Origin of the sequence: Brasilonema octagenarum UFV-OR1, assembly GCF_963888615.1 — a bacterium.
Lineage (GTDB): Bacteria > Cyanobacteriota > Cyanobacteriia > Cyanobacteriales > Nostocaceae > Brasilonema > Brasilonema sennae.
Map to the genome: position 1 here is coordinate 1 of NZ_CAWPKW010000055.1, position 20,022 is coordinate 20,022.

The following is a 20,022-nucleotide window of genomic DNA, read 5'->3' on the forward strand; positions in this document are numbered from 1 at the left end:
TATCTGGTGAGACCAGCGCGAATGACGGCTCTCCCGACAGAGGCGACTGGCGTTCGCCCTTGGCGTGCCGCAGGCATACCCGAAGGGCGTTGGGGTTCCCAAGGACGGTGCACCTGGCGTGAGGGATGCCCGACAGGGCAGGGTGAGGTTAAAAATTTTGGGTAATTCGATGACTTGTGTGTACACGGTAGCCTTAGTAAGGAGAGGGGTACCCGGAGGGTGGGGTGAGGTATTGATCCGAACGGATATGATATGAAACATTACTTGAGGTAAAACAGCAATCCAATCCCTGCGATCGCAACTATAACACCAGCGATCGCCCTGACGCTGACTTTCTCTTTCATAGCGATCGCAATGGGGATGACAAATAATGGACTCGTCTGCAACAAAGTGAAGGATATTCCCGCAGGTGTAAGTTTAATTGCTGTCTGTTGCAACCAAATTCCTAAATAAGTTCCACAGAAGGAAGCTAAGATAGCCACGAGAAGAAATCGAGGTTCTTGTAATATCTTTAACTGAACGCTGCTGACTTGTTGCTTGCGGCAAAGTATCCAAATCAAAAGCATTAACACGGCTGCTGTCAATCGCAACAAGGCTGCCCACAAGGGGCTGATACTCGTGTTTGCCAAAGCTGCACGCGAAAGGACACCCCCTGTCGCATTTGCGATCGCCGCCAACAAAGCAAAACATATTCCCCGCCACGGGTATGTTAAAGAAGTCTCACTTGTACTGGGGACTCTTTCGGTAACAACCCAAGCAACACCCAAAACAGTCAGCAAAATACCGCACCAAGCACTCACATTTAACTGCTCTTGGAGAAAAATCAACGCCAGTATTGCCGTTATCGGTGGGGCAAGAGTTCCAATCAGTAAGACACGACGTGCGCCGATAAAATTTATGGCTGCCAAAAAAGCTGTATCGCCTAAACAAATGCCTACAAAACCACTCAGGTGGATGAGACACACAGATAGGGGTGGAATGCTAGGAAACAATTCGCCACGGATGAGGATGGTGAGGAAGAGGAAGGCGATCGCAATTATCCCTTTGATCAAGTTGAGTTGCAATGGCGGGATACGCTGTCCCAAGCGCCCATACAATACTGATGCCAGCGCCCACAAACAGGCAGCAGACAAAGCTGCAATTTCACCCTGAAAACTTGTTACAGACAATATTAAATAATTATTAATAGTAACAAACATCCGTTTTTTACAAATAAATTTTATAATATTTTCATATCAAGACCTCTATAAACTTTAGCACTCAATGCACTTCACTGCTAATTTTCTTGGGACAACTTTTAGCACTCAACGTATTTTACTGCTAACTCTTTTAGGAGAGAAACCTTAGCACTCTCAAGACTAGAGTGCTAGTCTTTGGAATTTTGTTATTTATAAGATAGGAGGATTAGAAGTTTTTTATGGTGAGACTCAAGAGATTTTTAAGACATTAAACTTTTTAGCAACTCTGGTTTGAATAAAATTCACGTCATAATTTGGAGAAGTAGAATGAAATACACTTTCGACATTGTAGGCGTTTCTCCAGTTTTAGATTTTTTTAGTCATCAACAGCACAATTTACACAAACCACAGCATCAAGCTGTGGAATATGTGGGAACTCATAAGTGTACGCTTGATGCCATCATCAAATCTGTAGAACCATTGCCACCAAAGTGGGGCTGGAATATAGATGAAGTAGTGGATACAGTGATTTCGTTTTGGATGAAGAATTCAGAGAGTATCTGTTATTGGAACTCACGTCTTGTGGATGCAGGTAGTAATAACTTGTTAGTAGCAAGAGTCGCGGATATTAAGGCTTTAAAAACAGAATTTGAAGTCTTACTGAGTCAGAACTGGTGAATTTTGTGCTCTCGAAAAATGTTTGGAAAGTTTATAGGGGTTATCTTTTAAATCATATACACCACCGCGATCAATGTAGAGACGTTCCATGGAACGTCTCTACAACCATGTATTGCACTTAGTTCCCTCCTTAGAGAGCAAGATTATGTGTTTGATGACTCGGCGATCGCCGATTTACCAACGCTGCAAAAAAACCTTGCTGCGATAGAAAATCTTAACTCACAGGTGATTGCACAAGTGATTCGTCAGTGGTATCTCAACCATGAATCTGTGATAGATGCCATATTTGACAAAGAATCAAGAGAAATTAATAAAGTCGCGAAGACAAAACCGCAAAGTCAGGAAAACACTTTGGAGAATCGTTACCGGATTTTGGAGGAGGAAGTGCAAAAATTACAAGAGAGAAAGAAATAGAGTTTCTCGTTCCCATGCTCTGCGTGGGAACGAGAAGAGAACGAGAAGGGAACGAGAGACGAGACACAGACGAAACAGAGTATGAGAATTTAAAATCTAAAATCCAAAATGGTATTACTTCTCAACCAAATTTGCGATCGCTGTCGCCAAAAGAACTGGTTCAATTGGCTTGGGAAAATGAAGCGTAAAACCAGTACCATTAGCTTGCTGTTGAGGAGTCTGCCCGGCGTAAGCAGTGAGGGCGATTGCCGGAATTTGTCCTCCTCGTTCAGCTGGCAAAGATCTGATTTGACGAATCAGCATATAACCATCCATTTCTGGCATTTTAATATCACTCACCAGCAAATCTGGCTGTTCTTCAACCAGTGATGAAAGGGCTTCATGTGCTGAGGCGGCTGCAGATACACAAGCCCCATAAGCTTCTAGTAGAAAAGCCAAAAAATCGCGGTTGTCTGGTTCATCATCCACAACCAGTACCCGCACACCATGTAAATCTGGACTCTTGTCATCTTTTTGAGTCTCACCTTGAGTTATGGAGGGATTCAGCATCAATGGAAGCCTAACAGTAAAAGTTGCTCCCTTTCCCTCACCACGACTTTCAGCTTCAATAGTTCCGCCGTGTAATTCAACTAAGTGGCGCACAAGAGAAAGCCCTAAACCCAAACCCCCAAATTTTCTGTTATAACCACTATCTTGTTGACGGAAGTAATCAAATATATAAGGTAAAAATTCTGGTTTTATACCTTTGCCTGTATCAATAACTTGAACTTGAGCGTATAAGCCAACCCTTTTTAATCGAACGGTGACTTGTCCATTTGATGGCGTAAATTTCACAGCGTTAGAAAGGAGATTCCACATGACTTGCTGCAATCGTTTGGAATCACCAAAAACTACTCCCAGATTAGCATCAAATACAGTCAATATCTCAATTGACTTAGCTTGAGCCGCAAGATCTACACTTTCTATAGCTTTGGTAATTATAGTTTGCAGGTTAACAGCAATTGGATTAAGAGTTAGCTTCCCACGCAAAATTTTAGATACACTTAGCAAGTCATTGATCAGTTGCACCTGTAAACTCGCGTTACGCTCGATAGTTTCCAGTGCCTGCTCTTTCTTGTTATCATTAAGCTTACCACTGCGTAAAAGTTTCACCCACCCGAGTATTGGATTTAAAGGTGTTCGCAATTCATGAGAAAGAACAGCAAGAAACTCATCTTTTATGCGGTTTGCTGCTTGAGCCTCTTCTAAAAGTTTATTGCGCTCATCTTCCGCTCGCTTGCGTTCAGTGATATCTCTTAAAGAAACAAGATAAGCAGCTTCTCCTTGCCACTCAATTTCTACCACGCGCATTTGGGCAATTTTTTCGAGACTATCCTTTGCTGCGGTGCGTTCTGTGTTACATCTATATGGGTAAATATCGACCTCTGTATTATCCCCACCAACAACTGGAAAGCCAAATAACTCACCCAATAATTCTTCTTGCTTGCAGGCAAATAGATTTAGTGCTGCTGGGTTAATAAAACGCACAATACCACCTCGATCTACAACCACTATACCGTCAGCATTTTTGGTAATCAGCGTTTGTAACTGTAGCTCAACCTTTTGCAGTGTTGCTTCCACTTGTTGGGAGTGCTGTTTTTGTCTTCCTAGTTCTGCTGTCTGTTCTTGCAGCTCTTGTCTTAAATCTTCCTTATGCAATTGGGACGATTGTGTTTTCTCCCCAAGAACCTGTTTTATAATTTCAGGAAGCCGTGCCAGTTCATCTTTGGATAGGTAGTCTGTTGCTCCTGCCTTTATACATCTTACCGCAATAAATGCGCTATCCGTACCATTAATAATCACAAAAGGAATGTTCAACCCCTGCGCGTGCATTTCTTGCAATGCTTCCAAGGCGTCTAAATCTTTTAAACTGTCTTCAGCAACGATCGCATCGCAACCACAATTGAGATAAGTAAGGTAATCAACTTTTGTTGCTACACACTTATAATCAACTGTAAAACCAGCTCCATTCATCACAGCGAGGATATTTTCTGTAGATTGGGGCGAGTTTAATAAAAATAATATAGTACATTTGTTATCCACTTTTAACAGGTTTTCGTAAACGGGTGATTAATATAATTTAATATTAATCGCTAATGGTGCCGCACAATATCACCCAAAGACTTATGTTTACTACTCTTCCTGTAGAAAGAGAAGAAAAAGAGGTATTCACCAGGGAACGCTTAACAGTGAACAGTGAACAAGGGGTGGACTTTGTCCGTTTCCTACCTGATAACTGATAACTGATAACTGATAACTGTTTTACTCATTTTGGTTTGTAAAAACCAGAGATAGGATTACCAATCAAAATGCCAGTGATGTTGCGAAATGGTTTGCCGATGTGCATGCCCCGATTATCAATTGTAAACTCTCGGATTTGTTTATCGTGCTGTGATCCGCGCATTTTTATCACTGCTATTCCTCTGCGAATTTCTCCATAAATTTCAACATATCGTAGTAATATAATGACATCAGTAGTGATAGAGATATGATTTTCGGAAGTTGAGGTACTACTAACAAGACTCATCGGAGTTGTGGAGGTGTACAGTGCTGTCATTTTACGTTCTCGAATCATTGAATTTAGACCAACAAGAAATTGCCGAAACTCTTCTGTACTAGAAACCCACTCCAATGCTGAGAGACTATCAATTGCTACCCGATGCGGTTGAAATTCCTCAATCATTTCTTGCATTTTGATCAGGTGATACTCTAGTGGATGTGCCTCTGGATTGCGACATACAAATTTCAATTGCCCATCCCGTTCCATTTGTCGGAAGTCAACACTCCACCCCAGCGCATTTCTCAAAATCAGTTCTCGGTTTTCCTCAAAAGCAAACAATAAGCAACGTTCGTTATTATTAACCCCCGCTGCAATAAACTGAGTTGATACCAAAGTTTTGCCTGTACCTGTAGCTCCTGACACAAGAATAATAGAATTTTTAAAAAAACCACCGTCACACATACCATCCAATTCGGGAACACCAGAAGTTATACGGATATCAGTTGTGCTTTCTTCTGTTGTTTCTGTTCTAGACAGGGGAAGAATCACAATCCCTCTGTCAGCAACAATTGAAAAAGGAAATTCTCCCTGCTTGTGAGAACTACCTCTATACTTAAGAATTTCTATAGTTCGTCGGCGCTTCTGCTGGAATATAACATTCCGCAGAATAATCACATTGTCAGCGACAAACTCCTCAACACCGTAAGTGCTAATATCACCGTAGTCTTGATTGCGTTCAGATGTCACCACAACCGTACTTTCAATTTGTTCCAAAACTGAACCAATCATGAATAAGTCATTGCGAACTTGAGCTTTATCAGGTAAATAAGTAAACATTGCTCCCAGACAATCCATTGAGACTCGTGCTGCACCTACCTGATTGATGGCATACTTAATCCGAGCAACAAGAGAATCAAAGTCGTATTCTCCACTCACCAAAGGCTTTTCTCCAGGTTGGCGAGAAGCATCAACAAACGCCCATTTGCCTTCCTCTTCCCATTTGCGGATATCCCAGCCAAAGCCTCGCATATTTTTTCGTATACGCTGGGGAGTTTCTTCAAAAGTCACAAACACCCCATTCTCGCCCCGTTCAATTCCCTGTGCAAGGTACTGAGATGCAAATACAGTCTTACCACTACCTGCGGTACCAACTACTAATGTGACTCGTGACTTGGGTAATCCACCTTCAGATAATATGTCAAAGCCAGGAATTCCAGTGATCAGCTTCTCAACCAAATCTTGTTCTTTTTCTTGATTCATTTGGTGAAATTTAAACTTTTATATTAAAAAATCCAATAGCAGGGATTAGTATTCTTAATGTATTTTACTGCTTATAGGGAATATTAAGCCCTAACAATACTGTGTGTGTATTTGATAGATCACCAATAATTCGTATCTTTGGTAAGGGAAATTCCTTAATTAAAGTTGGGGTTACTAAAATTTTCTCAGCTTCAGCAACTTGGGGTTGCTCCAGTACATCTATAATTACTATCTCATGTCTATTGCGCAGATGTGACTCGCACAACTGAATCAAATTGGATATCGCTCGTTGGGACCGGGGCGTGTATCCTGTAATATACAGTTTGAGCAGATATTTATCACTCATTTGTCAGTCAAGTCATAACTTGCGATCTTTTTGTATTCACTTTTTATCGAAGTTATTATAAGTTTTTATAATGTAGGATTTGCTCAGACTAACGAGGTATTTCTAAATGTCTAGAGGTAGTGAGTTATTTGTGCATTAGCCATGAACTACAAGCTAGCCGCCTTCGGCTGAGCTAGCTGTTTCTGTGGAACAATAGCGATGGTGCTGTAACCTTGCCCCACTCTCACAGGCTTCGCCCCTGACATTGGTTGAGCTTGATGTTCGTAAGTACGCTCTTTTAATGTCACCGCATCAAGTCTTGGCCAAGCCGTATGATCTCCTGCTAAGAGGATTTGTTCTGTTTGGGAAAGTTGTTTTATATACAACTTCATCAATTCTTCTCTTGGTGGATTGCCGTCTTCTAAAGCCTCGTAGATACTAGACCACTGTCGTTAAAATACTGGAGATACGGAGAGTTACACAAACGAGTAAACACTACGTGTCACTAACACTGCATCCATTAGGTCAAATAAAGCATCTTTGGCTTTACTTAGAATCGTATACGCTTTAGTGCGGAATTGTTTAAGCTTATCAAATGGCATGGTCAATGTGGTACTTTTTTCCTTTTATCAGCATTGACCATCTGGTGGTCAGTTCAATATGGCTGACCACTTTTTCTTTTCAGGAAAGTTTCTATTTCCGCTCTTGTGCGTATTTTTTTTGACTCACAATTCTGTAGGTGTTATTTTCTGAGCGATCGCCTTTAGTCTAAACTCCAGTAATTTGGACAATCTCATCATTGCTTGTGTCATCAGAACGCACTTCAGGCGGTGCACCAAAAGGTACCAGAAAGCCAGCGAGATACCACTTAGAAGCTGGCTGCGTCAGGACTTCGCGAGCGTAGGTGGTATCATTGAGTGTTGGTCCTACTAAGTCAAGTTGCAGGGCATTCGTTATGTGCGAACGCACTTCGGCTGGAGTAGTGGCTGGCATGGTGTATCGCCGTTTACTAGAGGTACAGCAAGCAATCAACTGTATTTCTTATGTTGACGAAAGTTTTGTCAAGTGTCAATTCATAACTTCTAAAATTATATAGATAAGCGTCAGATAATTAGGCGTGTCAAGTTGCACAGCTTGAGAAGGTAGATAATATTATAGATAGAACGCCCAAACAGAGCAAACAAATATGTTATGTCAGCTAAAGAGAAATTTATAGATTTCTCGTTCCTATGCTCCGCATGGGAATACCCTACAAGAGGCTCTGCCTCCCAATAATTATAAATTATAATGGCTCAAGCTGATAAGCCTTGACTTCAATACCAGCGCTGTAAGGTGCTTGAAACAATTTTGGATCACAAGAAGTAACGCAGTTCCAACGGAGTGTGTGCAGATACGCAGAAAACAGCCGTGCATCATCAAAACCCCGGCTGGCGACTAAATCCCAATTAGTTGCACCTATGTACTGAGCATCAATTTCCCGTTCCCAGAGAACTTCTAGGGACTCTCCCAATGCATCGTCGTTCAGACACGAAAGACGAACTAAGGTGTCTTCCTCAACAGACAGTCCAGGAACGACATCTTCTACAAGATACTGGCGGGAGCGTACCCGAATAATTTGTCCGGCTTCTAGGTTCATCAGTGGTATTTTATCAGGAATTCGGTTTTGTTTATGAATTTACTAGTTGAGCTAGGGAACGCTTCGACAAGCTCAGTGCATCGCGCTTAACAGGAAACAGGGAACAGATTGAGAGCGATCGCGAAGCGCGTCTGTGGGAGTGTTTCAGCCAAATCAGTGATTCAGTATGACAATCACAAGAATTGGTAGTTATTGCTGTAGCGCATGAGTAATACAGTCTGCTTCCAACACAACCATACTCTTAGTCTCGAACACAGAACAGCGTTTTGTTAGCATTACAAGTGCCGGAACTGTTCCCTGTTCCAAGCTGGTTAAAGCCTCTGTAAACGCTGGCTGAAAACTTCTAAGCCAGCTTTTGCCGCTCAGATAATCAGGTGTAAACGCTGCGCGATCCAACAGCCAGAAAGTTATCCCATACTTCTGAATCAACTGTCGTGCTGCTAATAAGTTATCACTGTACTGAGCATGAATCAAATCAATGCTTCGTTGGTGAATCTGACGGTAGTAGCCTAGATGGAAAGGAAGTGCGTATTCTTTACCGACTAAAATAGATCGTTGGGCAAACGTCGGGATATTATTAGCTTCATCAGACAGGGTAGCAATAAGAATGTTTTTCGGTTGCCTCTGAAAAAATTTATACAAACCAGACTCGTTAGACACTCTATAATTCGTTTTTGGAAAGCTATTTGAAAAATTAGGGTATAGTACGAGCGTTGCTCCTAATGTTACCATTAATACGAGTATCCAGAATCTTTTTCTTGGGAGACTGGATTCTGTCATTTTCTCACAAGCCCGAAAGAGTGCATCCAGTATTAGGGTTAACATTATTCCAGCAGCAAGCGCCATGACAATTCGCAAAGTATGACTTATATATCGGCTAGGAAAAAATAGTTTTAGTAGCAAAGCATGAGATGCAAAAAATAGACATAAGGATACCAACACGATTTGAGATAAAACTGCAACCTCGCTTTTGACTTGCTTAACCAATGGGAAGCAAGACACATTTTGCAGCACTATTGGCAACAACAACCCAACCCAAATCAAAGGAGGTAATAACGGCGGCAGAATACCACTATGTTGTCCAATTAGCCAAAACCTCCAAGAGTTGTCGTCAAAAAAAGGATGTCGTCCTCCCGGCCAGAACTCTGGCATTGCTCTGGCTTGTGTAGCGGTGACAACTGGACTAAACTCAGAGGAAACTAAGGCATAAGGCAAGATTGCGAGAAAGCCTAGCCCCAAAGCAGCTACACACAACAATAAGCTACTGTGCTTCTGCTGAAGCCGGGGTGAGCAATACTTCCAGTTCCATAACCGTAGGAACAAAATTCCTTCTGAAATAAATATAAATACAGGATAAATAAGCCCTTGCAGAACGAGTGTTACGCACACGGCTAGCCAAGATGTACGTAGCATATAGTACAAGAATGCTAAAAACAATGGATATACAAAAGATCTAGGTGTGGCAGAAACCAAGTCATCCTGGAACCAAAGACTTTGATTTAGGAGGAATGTAGCGATAAATCCAGCCATGGGCACTGGAAAAATCTGGAGGCAAACGCCAAAACAGTAGGCGGTGGCAATTAAGCTCAATACGATTGGTAAAATTTTACTGAGTAAAAGTGGATTAATATTTAGACTTGCCATCAACTGGTAAACAGTAGCAAATCCAGGCGGTGTGATGGATTTAAAGTAATCTGCAATCAAATCATGAGGCAGTAGTTCTGGATCTATAAACCGCTGCATCCAAAACACATACTCCCGCGCATCATCCTGGACAACGTATTCATTTTTGAAAGCTTTCAGAAGCCCTAAAATACCATAAAAAAATGCAAACGATAGGCTCAGACCAAACCAAAATATAACTGATGTAGAGGTTCTCAAGTGTTCAGAAGCAGATAATTTGTCTATCGGAGCAGTAAAAAATCTATGCAGACGTGAGACTAGCATTATCTGTTTCTTATCGTTTCAAGAAGTGTTTTAGCAAAAGCACAATTAAACTCCCCAATAGTACCCAATTGACACTCCCCTAGCTACGTGAATATTGGACTACGTGCTGATCATCATATCTAATAATTGGCAATGTGATGACTGCTTTGTTGGGGCGATCGCCGTTCGCGGAGCGTGCGCTTTGCGCTCAGGCGGCTGCTCCGCACCATCGCGCTTTTTAGCCGGCGCTGACACTTACTTCAATCTTTCGTGTCAAAGATATTGAAAGCGAAAATACCGGACTTCTAGATTAGCAATTTGCTCATCCTGATGACACTATTCAACCGTTCAAAAGCTGAGTACGGGAATTTTTTACAACAATTAGTAACACAAGAACAGCTGCACATGCCAAAGCCAGTATTCTCAAAGTAGGATTGTTCCACTGTTTGAGAGCAATCGCTACCATTGCCCAAACCACCACTCCTGTATAAGCCACGTCTCGGCGCTGAACAGCTATGAATATAGCAAGTGCTGCTGCAATTAGCAACATAATAACTGTCCAGATTTCAGCAGAAATACCCCAGCCGTTCCAGCCCACAAAAGACAGCGCACAAGCCACATTCACGATGGTGGCAACACTAATCCACGCTAAATAAATACTGATAGGAAAGTGGACGCACCACTTCTTGATACGAGATACAGAATTTGTCCCAATTCCTAATCTTATATATATAACAATCAGAGGCAGTAAAATTCCCAGCATAGCTACAACCGAAAGTGAAAAAAGCCGGGAAAGGAACAGATAAACCCAGATAATTTGAGCAAAGCAAGCAACCACTAGCAAGTAACCTGTTTTACGTAAATCAAAATCATGTCTCTGGTTTGGTAGAACTTGGTAGATTCCGAAAGCAAACAGACCAAGATAAATCAATCCCCAAATTGCAAAGGCGTAATTAGCGGGAATAATTAATACGTTCTTGAACAGAGTATTAGAAATTTCCCCGATACTAAGTCCATTTAACGGAAAGATGTTCGACAAAACGTTAACTACAAAAGCGCCAACGATCGCAGCCAGGGTAGCAAGCTGTCGCAGAAAATCTTGATGTTCGCTCTTGTTAAACTGCTGCATAGGTCAGATGGCACCATTTATATATGACAACTTATTTCTATTGTGCTTCGTAATCTGTGCAGCGTGATTGTTTCATGAGGCAAAAAATATCTCCAAAAATGAGTCCCGAACCCTGATGAAACTGTGGTTAATTTTTGGAGACTTTTATCTTAAGTATCGATTTTGTGGTTCCAAAGGCACAGATTGCCCATTTATCGTTAGTGTTGTCGCTTCTACAGTCTGGCCAGAATCATTACGAGTCCCAAATCCCTCCGCTTGGACTTTGTCTCCTACATTCGCGATGCTGTCTAGTTGATGGCTTGCAGAGCGTGGAAACCTGACAACAGCCCCATTAGAAAGGACAACACCATTAATATTTCCTCGGTATCCCACCAACCAGTTTTGAGCACTTCCTTCTACAGATACATTACCATAGTTGCCAGAGTTGGGCGGTTGAGGGAGTATTGGAGAAGTTTGTGGCATTAAAGTCTGTCCTGTTTGAGGATTGGTGATGCTTCTTGCTCTAATTTCCTGACCAAAACGGCTGGGAAAACCAGAAGTTCCTGAAACAGTGATTTGAGTTCCTGGGGAAACTGTCGCCATCAAACTATCTCCCATAAAAGGAGGAAATTTCACCTGTAACCCATTGTTGAGTAACAGTCCATCTGCCTGTCCTTCTGGATTAAAAAGATACTGTTGCACTTCTCCTGTTACATTTGTTATGTGTTGTCTGTTATGCCTGTGATGTCGGAAGTGCTGTGGTGGAAATCGATTTGGATCTTCATCTGTCGAAAAGCGAGCAGCGTGGAAACGATGTTCTGGGGAACGCCGAGTGTGTGTAAATTGACTCGTGATCATGTTGTAAACCAAAACACCGAAAAGCATCAGTGCAGCTCCTGCACTACCACTAATGAAAATTAACTTTAATTTTTGTTGTCGTTCGCGAGCTTGGATTTGCTTTGCTTTAATTTGCTGTACAGCTCGTACAATAAACTCTGGGGGAATTTCTACTTCTGCCCCAGCCTGTATCAGTTCTTCTAAGGAATAATCCTGACTTTCTTTTGTATACGATTCGGCAGCAAGCGCAAAAACATCCGCAGCAATGTCTCTAGAAATGCGAACTTTTGAATTATTCATTACAATAACTGATTTTGATTGACTAGTTTTATGGATCGCGAAATCTGGATTCTGTGAGATTGGAATTGGTCTGTACTCAATGTTCTTATATTAAAAGTTAGAAATGCCACCCAAATGAGACAAAAGTCACGCTCTAACTATTACCAAAGTCATAAATTTGGCTCCAATCTACCCACTTATGCTAGCTAAAACGAGTTTGTCCCTTTTCCTGGGGAGACTCTGCATTCTTCCTCAAGTCTAAAGCTTGACAAGCCAGAAGCAATGATAGATTATTATAAATAACGAATGTTCGATCTAAAATATGTGAAAAAATGCCAAAGATTGTTGACCATGACCAATACCGCAAGGAACTCCTCAGTAAGTGCTTTGATTTATTTGCCCAGAAAGGCTACTCAGCAATTACCATGCGCCAAATTGCTGAGGGCTTAAGTGTTTCTACTGGAACGCTATATCACTACTTCCCTAGTAAACAGGTGTTATTTGAGCAATTAGTGGAAGATATATGTGAGCAAGATGTGTTGATGGCGAAGGCTGAATTGGAAGGAATACAAACTTTACAAGAACGGCTAGAAGCTTTAGGTAAATTTTTAGCTAAAAACGAAGACTATTATATTAAGTGGATTTATTTACAGGTTGATTTTTGTCAGCATCAAGACTCAAAGGATATGCAGGATAGTGTTGCGTTGAAACGTGCAACAGAGCGATATGAAAAGGCAGTTTATGATATTTTGGGCATTCAAGATCCCGCACTGACTTGGTTTCTATTGAGTCTGATTGATGGCTTAATCTTTGAACGCTTGATGGATAATAAAGCGGTTTCTTTTACTGAACAATTTTCTTTATTAAGCAAGATGCTAACAGCATATTTAGAAAAATAACTGTCGGATAAAACTTATAACGATGAATTGCGGAGGAAGGATATGACGACTTTTAAAGAATTCTCTAAACCAACAAACCGATGGTTAATTGGGCTAATAGTTGCTGGAACTGTCATCACGGGTGGAATTATTTCTTATGGCATTTCTCAGTATGGGATGGTGAGTCAAAAACCCGCACCTGTGGAAACGGCTCCTCAAGTAAAAAAAGTGACAGCATTAGGACGACTCGAACCAGAAGCTGAGGTGATTAAACTGTCTGCACCTTTGGCGTTGGATGGCGATCGCATCACTCAACTACTCGTCAAAGAAAGTCAACAAGTCAAAGCCGGACAAGTGATAGCAATTCTCGATTCACGAGAGAAACTGCAAGATTCCCTTAGACAAGCACAAGAACAGGTTAAAGTAGCTCAAACAAAACTCGCACAGGTAAAAGCAGGCGCGAAATCTGGAGAAATCGTTGCTCAAAAAGCAACTGTTGAGCGCTTGCAAGTGCAGTTACAAGGTGATATAATTTTTCAAGAGGAAACCATTGCTCGACTACAAGCGCAGTGGGAAGGTGACAGAATAGCGCAAGAGGCAGCAATTCGGAAAATTCAAGCGGAATTCAACAATGCTCAAGCTGAGTATAGGCGTTATCAGCAGTTATATGAACAAGGAGCAATTTCTAGTTCCTCATTTGATAGCAAACGCCTGAGTTTTGAAACCGCACAACAACAACTGAACGAAGCGAAAGCAATTCTCAACAGAATCAACGCCACTGGTAGCAAACAAGTTCGTGAAGCGAAAGTCGCGCTGCAAAGAATTAACGCGACTGGTGTCAAGCAAATTAGGGAAGCTGACGCCACCCTGAATAAGATTGTTGAAGTTCGTCCCGTGGATGTGCAAGCGGCGCAAGCGGAAGTTGATAATGCTGTCGCAGCTGTCAAACGCGCCCAAACTGAGTTGAAACAAGCTTACATCAAAGCACCAACAGCAGGACAGATACTCAAAATCCATACGCGAGTTGGAGAAAAGATGAGTGACTCTGGCATTCTGGATTTAGCGCAAACGAACCAAATGGTTGCTGTCGCAGAAGTTTATCAATCTGATATTGGTAAAGTGAAAACCGGACAAAAAGCTATTGTCACAAGTCAAGCTTTTAACGGAGAACTGCGGGGAGTTGTTTCGCTGGTTGGCTTGCAAGTTAATCAACAAAAAGTTTTCAGCAACCAGCCTGGAGAAAATCTAGATAAGCGAGTTATTGAAGTGAAGGTTCGCCTCACACCAGAAGATAGCAAGCGAGTTGCAGGTTTAACTAACTTACAAGTTCAGACACAAATTGAACTGTAAATTTTATTTAGCAGTAAATATAACGGATGTTCGTTATAGGTTGGTATGGAAAGAAGGAGATTTCTACAAAATGCTTTGCAAAACTTCCCGCATTTGGATTCTCAGGAGAACTTATCCCTGGGCGACTTTGACAATTACAGCTTTGAGACTCACGTACTTAAACGGTGTCAAAAGAAACAGAGAAAAAATTCGTTTTTTAATGGCTTACTTCAAAATTGACTTTGCAAGCGTTCTATCGCTGATGAATGACATGATTTTTTAAACCAACCAAAGAGGGTGTGAAAATGCTGAAAACTATATACTTAATTCTTTGCATTGTAGGTACTATTTTACCTTACTCACAATTTGTTCCCTTTCTTATAGAAAATGGACTGGATATAAACCTCTTCTTAGAGCAACTTTTTGTTAACCGAATTTCTGCATTTTTTGGTATGGATTTAATTGTCTCATCATTAGTTTTGTGGGTATTTGTCTATTGGGAAGGTTCACGTGTGGGAATGAAAAATCTGTGGATTTATATTGCGAGTAATTTGCTTGTTGGTGTTTCGCTGGGACTACCTTTATTTCTGTTAATGAGACAACGCAAGCTTGAAGAAACAACAGTGAATAACAAGATTCCCGATTTCTTGAAGAAGTTGTCGGGAATCTAAGCCTTAAGGAGTTTTTTAAAATGTTTGGTAAATGGCTTCGTAGAACGCCGCTAGCATTGCGACAAGTGATGAAAGAAAAAACTCGTCTAGCAGTAGCAGTGGCAGGTATTGCCTTTGCAGATATGCTGATATTTCTGCAAATGGGGTTTCAAGATGCACTCTTTGACAGTGCGACAAAGCCTCATAGCTTACTTGAGGCAGATTTGGTAATGACAAATCCTCAACTCCAAACCCTTTTTTCAGTCAAAAGCTTTTCTCGTGAACGACTTTATCAAGCATTGAGTCATGAAGGCGTTCAGTCGGTGAGTTCTGTTTACATCAGTTTGGGACAATGGAAAAATCCAGAAACTCGGATTAACCGCGCCATTTTGATTTGGGGAATTGATCCAGAAGCCCCAGGCTTGAATTTGCCAGAGGTGAAGCAAAATGCAACACAGTTACAACTCTTGAATACAGTATTATTTGATCGTGCTGGACGTCCGGAGTATGGGGCTGTTGCTGATGCTGTACAAAAGCATGGAACCCTAGAAGTAGAACTCAATCGCCAGAATGTTCAAGTCACCGGATTGTTTACTATTGGTAGTTCATTTGCTGCTGATGGTAATGTGATCACGAGTGATTCAACATTTTTGAAATTGTTTCCCGAACGTCAACCCAATCAGATAGAAGTCGGTTTGATTAAGCTTAAACCTGGTTTTAATCCGACTCAAGTTGAAAAACAGCTTGCTAAAGAATTATCACCAGATGTACGAGTTTTAACACTAGAAGGTTTTGCAGGGGTAGAAAAGTACTACTGGGAAAGCCAAGGAACGATTGGATTTATTTTTGGACTGGGTGTGATTGTGGGGTTTATTGTAGGAATCGTGATTGTGTACCAGATTCTTTACAGTGATGTTTCCGACCATTTACCAGAGTATGCCACGTTGAAGGCAATGGGATATAGTGACGGCTATCTTTTGGGTGTTTTGTTTCAAGAAGCATTACTTTTGGCAGCATTGGGTTATGTGCCTGGATTTTTGATTGCGATCGCACTTTACCAGGTCACTTATGCAGCAACTTTGCTACCTATTGCTATGACACTAACTCGTGCAATTACTGTGTTTATCATAACGATAGTCATGTGTACTTTTTCTGGGGCAGTTGCAATGAGGAAGTTACAATCTGCAGATCCTGCAGATGTATTTTAGTGAGTAATAAATGATTAAAAAACCGCAGAGAGCGAATTTGCCGTGTGGATGTTCCTCCCGCAAAGTTCGCGGTGGACGCAGAGTACGCAGAGAAAGAGGAAGGAGAAATAAATTGTGATATAAACGGATTTGATATAAGTGATCACACAAATGTCCTGGGAGTATATCAATGGCAAATGACTCAACAAATGCATGGAACAATGAAACTCGTGATGCGTGGAATACCAACGCTAGTGTGTGGGACGCCCGCATGGGTGATGACGGAAACGACTTTCATCAACTGCTGATTCGTCCTGCAATGGAGAGACTGCTGGAGATAAAACCAGGTAGCCGCATTTTAGACATAGGCTGTGGAACTGGGCTAACAACTCGCAGATTAGCTAGCTTGGGTGCACATGTCGTCGGAATAGATTTTGCCGAACAGATGATTACTTGTGCCCGCAAAAGAACTCAACAGCATGAGACATCAATTGAGTATCACGTCCTCGACGCCACAGATGAGACAGCTTTACTTGGGCTGGGGGAAGGTTCCTTTGATGCTGCTGTATCTGCAATGGTACTCATGGACATGGCAGAAATTGACCCTCTCCTACGGGCACTCACAAAGTTGTTGCGTCCTGGAGGCTGCTTTGTCTTTGCCGTCATGCATCCTTGCTTCAATAGTACACATACCAGTATGGCTGCAGAAGTTAAAGATTGCGAAGGTCAACTGGTGAAGGAATACTCAGTCAAAGTGTCTGGATACTTACAACCCAGCACCACAAAAGGATTAGCAATTGAAAATCAACCAAAACCGCAATTGTACTTTCATCGACCATTGCACGTTCTGTTAGGTGCAGCATTCTGTGTTGGGTTTGTACTTGATGGTTTGGAAGAACCTGCTTTTGGGGCTGAACATTCTTCTAATAGTTGCTTTTACAGTTGGTCTAACTTTACTCAAATTCCACCTGCGCTTGTTGGCAGGTTGAGATTTTCTGATGAATTTTTACGCACATCTTAGGTAGTTAGTCAATAATAATAACCTAGAAAAATAAGACTATGAAAAAAATAACTTCTTCTCATAACCCGATGCATATAGTAACAACTGAACCCGTTATCTCTGCCCAAAATCTGAATCATTACTTTGGTGAAAGTACGCTTCGCAAACAAGCATTATTTGATATCAACTTAGATATTTACTCTGGGGATATTATCATTATGACTGGACCTTCCGGTTCAGGAAAAACAACTTTGTTAACTCTTATGGGAGGACTACGTTCTGCCCAAGAAGGAAGTTTGAAAATTCTAGGACAAGAAATGTGTAGTGCGAGTAAGAAGCAGCTGCGGGACGTTCGCCGTCAAATTGGTTATATTTTCCAAGCGCATAACCTCATGACATTTCTAACAGCTAAGGAAAATGTGCGGATGTCGTTAGAGTTGCATGACGAGTTTTTAAATCAGGATATGGACGCTAAAGCTATTAGCATGTTGGAGAGTGTGGGTTTGGGAAATCGTGCAGATTACTATCCAGACAGTTTATCGGGTGGACAAAAGCAAAGAGTGGCGATCGCCCGCGCCCTCATCAGTCAACCAAAAATAGTTCTAGCAGATGAACCCACAGCAGCACTCGATAAAAAATCTGGGCGTGATGTCGTGGAATTGATGCAGAAGTTAGCGAAAGAACAAGGCTGTACAATTTTGCTAGTGACTCACGATAACCGCATTCTTGATATAGCCGATCGCATTATTTATATGGAAGATGGTCATCTTATCAGCGATGGCGTAGATGCTGCAGCGAAAGTGGGTTAAAAAGTTAATGTCCATTTAAATGAATTTTGATATGCCAGCAAGAGATATCTATCATGATGCTGTCAAAAATGCTTTGCTTAAAGACAGCTGGACAATTACAGACGACCCTTTGCATTTAAAATGGGGGCAGAAAGATATGTATGTGGATTTAGGAGCACAACAACTGCTAGCTGCAGAACAGGGAAATAAAAAGATAGCTGTGGAAATTAAAAGTTTTGTGAGTCCCTCAGAAATGCAAGACTTAAAAGATGCTATTGGCGGATTTGTCATGTACCGGGCTGTTATTGGGCGTCTTGAACCTGAAAGGACATTGTATTTAGCGGTGCGCGACAATGTATTTACAGCTTTGTTCGAGGAACCAATTGGTAAACTTTTGATAGAGACAGCAAATCTCTATCTCCTTGTGTTCAATCCTGACAGTGAGACGATTGTGCAATGGATACCTTAGATACTTATCGACCTATTATTAAAGATGTATTAGTTCCATATACAGAGATTCCTTACTCGCACGGAGACATTCAGTGTAAAACAGTCTTCGATAGTGAAAATGATAGCTATTTACTCATTACCTTAGGATGGGATGGTGTTAAGCGGATTCACGGTTGTTTAGTCCATATTGATATTATTGATGGTAAGGTTTGGGTGCAACGGGACGATACAGAAGATGGCGTTACCTATGAATTAGTAGCTGCAGGAATTCCCAAAGATAGGATTGTGTTGGGATTTCATCCAGCTAATGTTCGTCCCCATACAGGATATGCAGTTGCTTGAGGTTACGGTTGAAGGTTAGGTTTTTCCAAAATTGACAAATTTCTGGTTCCTGGATATCTGTGCCAAAATAAGTTCAAACTTTTGTAACTATTAACTAATGACGTGGGCACCAGGACAGAAATTACACCGCGATAAGTACGAAATAAAACGAGAGTTAGGAAGGGGACGGATTGGCATTACTTATCTTGCCACAAATAGGGATGGAAAAGAAACTGTTATTAAAACACTAAATCCCGATTTACTCAATCAACTTCCTCTAGAAGACCGTAATTACTTAGAATCAGGGTTTCTAGATGAAGCCCCTAAACTCGCAAGATGTCAACATCCCAATATTGTCCTTATGATAGAGTCCTTCAAGGAAGGGGACTTACCATGCATAGTCATGGAGTATATTCAAGGAGATAATTTAGCGAACATTATCAGAACCCGAGGATTTTTCCCAGAAAAAGAAGCTTTGGGTTACATTCAGCAAATTGGACAAGCACTTATCGAAGTTCATAAACAAGGATTCTTACATCGGGATATCAAACCAGAAAATATCATGGTGCGGGCGGGTACGTATCAAGCTGTTTTGATAGACTTTGACTTAGCAAGAGGATTTGACAGTCCGTTGACAAGTCGCGGTGCTAGAGTTGACGGATTTACACCGATAGAACTGTACTCCAACTCCACCAGACAGCAGGCGCGACGCGGTGCTTGGACGGATATTTATTCTCTTGCTGCAACTTTATATGTGTTATTGACAGGAGATCAGCCAGTTAGTGCGATAGACAGGAAAGACCAAAATAAAAGATTAGCTGAACCCAAAGAATTGAACAATAAAATTAGCGATCGCATCAACAATGCCATAATCCAAGGAATGGAACTAGAACCAGAACAACGTCCCCAGACGGTAGAGGACTGGTTAAAGGAATTGGGGTTGCAAACAAGAGGTTTTTCTCTCCCGAAACTACTTTGGATAAAACCTCTGTGGGCACGGATAATAGGGATTTTGACTGTGTTGGGGTTATTGGCAGGAATAATATCAGGATTAGACGCCACTATAAATTTGCGGGATAAATTGTTTCCAAAACCATCAGCTACACCCACCAATTCGACAACACAAGACACCACACCATCTCTCAGTCTCCCGCAGAAAAAGTGATAAAATTTTGCTTTTATGACTGATACTAACTGATACCAAAAGATAGGAAATCGCCAAAGCGCCAATGCTTGCGG

Annotated in this window: 21 protein-coding genes; 11 read left to right on the forward strand and 10 right to left on the reverse strand. The window is 41.5% G+C overall.

The annotated features are described in order from the left end of the window. Window positions 1-260 precede the first annotated feature (260 nt). Entirely contained in the window at window positions 261-1,199 is a 939-nt protein-coding gene (locus tag AC5590_RS04000; protein ID WP_169263116.1) for a DMT family transporter, read from the reverse strand. A 306-nt stretch (window positions 1,200-1,505) separates the two neighbouring features. Here AC5590_RS04000 and AC5590_RS04005 point away from each other — a divergent pair, with 306 nt between their 5' ends. Then, entirely contained in the window at window positions 1,506-1,856 is a 351-nt protein-coding gene (locus AC5590_RS04005) for a hypothetical protein (protein WP_169263117.1), read from the forward strand. Between the two features lie 147 nt (window positions 1,857-2,003). Next, complete coding sequence (locus tag AC5590_RS04010) at window positions 2,004-2,270, forward strand: hypothetical protein (protein WP_211178251.1); 267 nt, start codon at window positions 2,004-2,006, stop codon at window positions 2,268-2,270. 114 nt (window positions 2,271-2,384) lie between these two features. Here the strand turns inward: AC5590_RS04010 and AC5590_RS04015 are convergent, their stop codons facing one another. The 9 genes from AC5590_RS04015 to AC5590_RS04055 all read right to left on the reverse strand — a co-directional run bounded on the left by AC5590_RS04015 (window position 2,385) and on the right by AC5590_RS04055 (window position 12,201). Further along, window positions 2,385-4,352, reverse strand: a complete 1,968-nt coding sequence (locus AC5590_RS04015) for an ATP-binding protein (RefSeq protein WP_348982675.1) — start codon at window positions 4,350-4,352, stop codon at window positions 2,385-2,387. A gap of 223 nt (window positions 4,353-4,575) precedes the next feature. After that, window positions 4,576-6,069, reverse strand: coding sequence for a circadian clock protein KaiC (gene kaiC / locus AC5590_RS04020; RefSeq protein ID WP_169263118.1), 1,494 nt, complete (start codon window positions 6,067-6,069; stop codon window positions 4,576-4,578). A gap of 64 nt (window positions 6,070-6,133) precedes the next feature. After that, window positions 6,134-6,415 (reverse strand): circadian clock KaiB family protein, encoded by a 282-nt coding sequence (locus AC5590_RS04025; RefSeq protein WP_169263119.1) that lies wholly within the window; start codon window positions 6,413-6,415, stop codon window positions 6,134-6,136. Window positions 6,416-6,561: 146 nt separating this feature from the next. After that, complete coding sequence (locus AC5590_RS04030; protein WP_211178252.1) at window positions 6,562-6,786, reverse strand: hypothetical protein; 225 nt, start codon at window positions 6,784-6,786, stop codon at window positions 6,562-6,564. 376 nt (window positions 6,787-7,162) lie between these two features. Further along, entirely contained in the window at window positions 7,163-7,387 is a 225-nt protein-coding gene (locus AC5590_RS04035; RefSeq protein ID WP_169263120.1) for a hypothetical protein, read from the reverse strand. 289 nt (window positions 7,388-7,676) lie between these two features. After that, the gene (locus AC5590_RS04040) at window positions 7,677-8,030 is read right to left on the reverse strand and encodes a hypothetical protein (protein ID WP_246162610.1); all 354 of its coding nucleotides are present in this window, start codon (window positions 8,028-8,030) and stop codon (window positions 7,677-7,679) included. Between the two features lie 189 nt (window positions 8,031-8,219). Further along, window positions 8,220-9,977, reverse strand: coding sequence for a hypothetical protein (locus AC5590_RS04045; protein ID WP_169263121.1), 1,758 nt, complete (start codon window positions 9,975-9,977; stop codon window positions 8,220-8,222). Window positions 9,978-10,296: 319 nt separating this feature from the next. After that, window positions 10,297-11,085, reverse strand: coding sequence for a TspO-related membrane protein (locus AC5590_RS04050; RefSeq protein WP_169263122.1), 789 nt, complete (start codon window positions 11,083-11,085; stop codon window positions 10,297-10,299). Between the two features lie 144 nt (window positions 11,086-11,229). Beyond that, window positions 11,230-12,201 (reverse strand): hypothetical protein, encoded by a 972-nt coding sequence (locus AC5590_RS04055; protein WP_169263123.1) that lies wholly within the window; start codon window positions 12,199-12,201, stop codon window positions 11,230-11,232. Between the two features lie 311 nt (window positions 12,202-12,512). Here AC5590_RS04055 and AC5590_RS04060 point away from each other — a divergent pair, with 311 nt between their 5' ends. The 9 genes from AC5590_RS04060 to AC5590_RS04100 all read left to right on the forward strand — a co-directional run bounded on the left by AC5590_RS04060 (window position 12,513) and on the right by AC5590_RS04100 (window position 19,948). Beyond that, entirely contained in the window at window positions 12,513-13,079 is a 567-nt protein-coding gene (locus AC5590_RS04060; RefSeq protein ID WP_169263124.1) for a TetR/AcrR family transcriptional regulator, read from the forward strand. A 42-nt stretch (window positions 13,080-13,121) separates the two neighbouring features. Then, window positions 13,122-14,408 (forward strand): ABC exporter membrane fusion protein, encoded by a 1,287-nt coding sequence (locus AC5590_RS04065; RefSeq protein ID WP_169263125.1) that lies wholly within the window; start codon window positions 13,122-13,124, stop codon window positions 14,406-14,408. Window positions 14,409-14,692: 284 nt separating this feature from the next. Continuing rightward, window positions 14,693-15,058, forward strand: coding sequence for a DUF2834 domain-containing protein (locus AC5590_RS04070; RefSeq protein WP_169263126.1), 366 nt, complete (start codon window positions 14,693-14,695; stop codon window positions 15,056-15,058). A 20-nt stretch (window positions 15,059-15,078) separates the two neighbouring features. Beyond that, window positions 15,079-16,245 carry an ABC transporter permease DevC gene (devC, locus tag AC5590_RS04075; protein ID WP_169263127.1) on the forward strand — a complete coding sequence of 389 codons (1,167 nt, stop codon included), beginning with the start codon at window positions 15,079-15,081 and terminating at the stop codon, window positions 16,243-16,245. 169 nt (window positions 16,246-16,414) lie between these two features. Further along, window positions 16,415-17,245, forward strand: a complete 831-nt coding sequence (locus AC5590_RS04080; RefSeq protein WP_169263128.1) for a class I SAM-dependent methyltransferase — start codon at window positions 16,415-16,417, stop codon at window positions 17,243-17,245. Between the two features lie 38 nt (window positions 17,246-17,283). After that, complete coding sequence (locus AC5590_RS04085) at window positions 17,284-18,033, forward strand: DevA family ABC transporter ATP-binding protein (protein WP_169263129.1); 750 nt, start codon at window positions 17,284-17,286, stop codon at window positions 18,031-18,033. Between the two features lie 31 nt (window positions 18,034-18,064). Continuing rightward, complete coding sequence (locus AC5590_RS04090; protein WP_169263130.1) at window positions 18,065-18,481, forward strand: XisH family protein; 417 nt, start codon at window positions 18,065-18,067, stop codon at window positions 18,479-18,481. Beyond that, window positions 18,469-18,804, forward strand: a complete 336-nt coding sequence (locus AC5590_RS04095) for a XisI protein (RefSeq protein ID WP_169263131.1) — start codon at window positions 18,469-18,471, stop codon at window positions 18,802-18,804. Before AC5590_RS04090 ends, AC5590_RS04095 begins: the two co-directional genes overlap by 13 nt. A gap of 97 nt (window positions 18,805-18,901) precedes the next feature. Then, window positions 18,902-19,948, forward strand: a complete 1,047-nt coding sequence (locus AC5590_RS04100) for a serine/threonine protein kinase (protein WP_169263132.1) — start codon at window positions 18,902-18,904, stop codon at window positions 19,946-19,948. The last annotated feature ends 74 nt before the right edge of the window (window positions 19,949-20,022 follow it).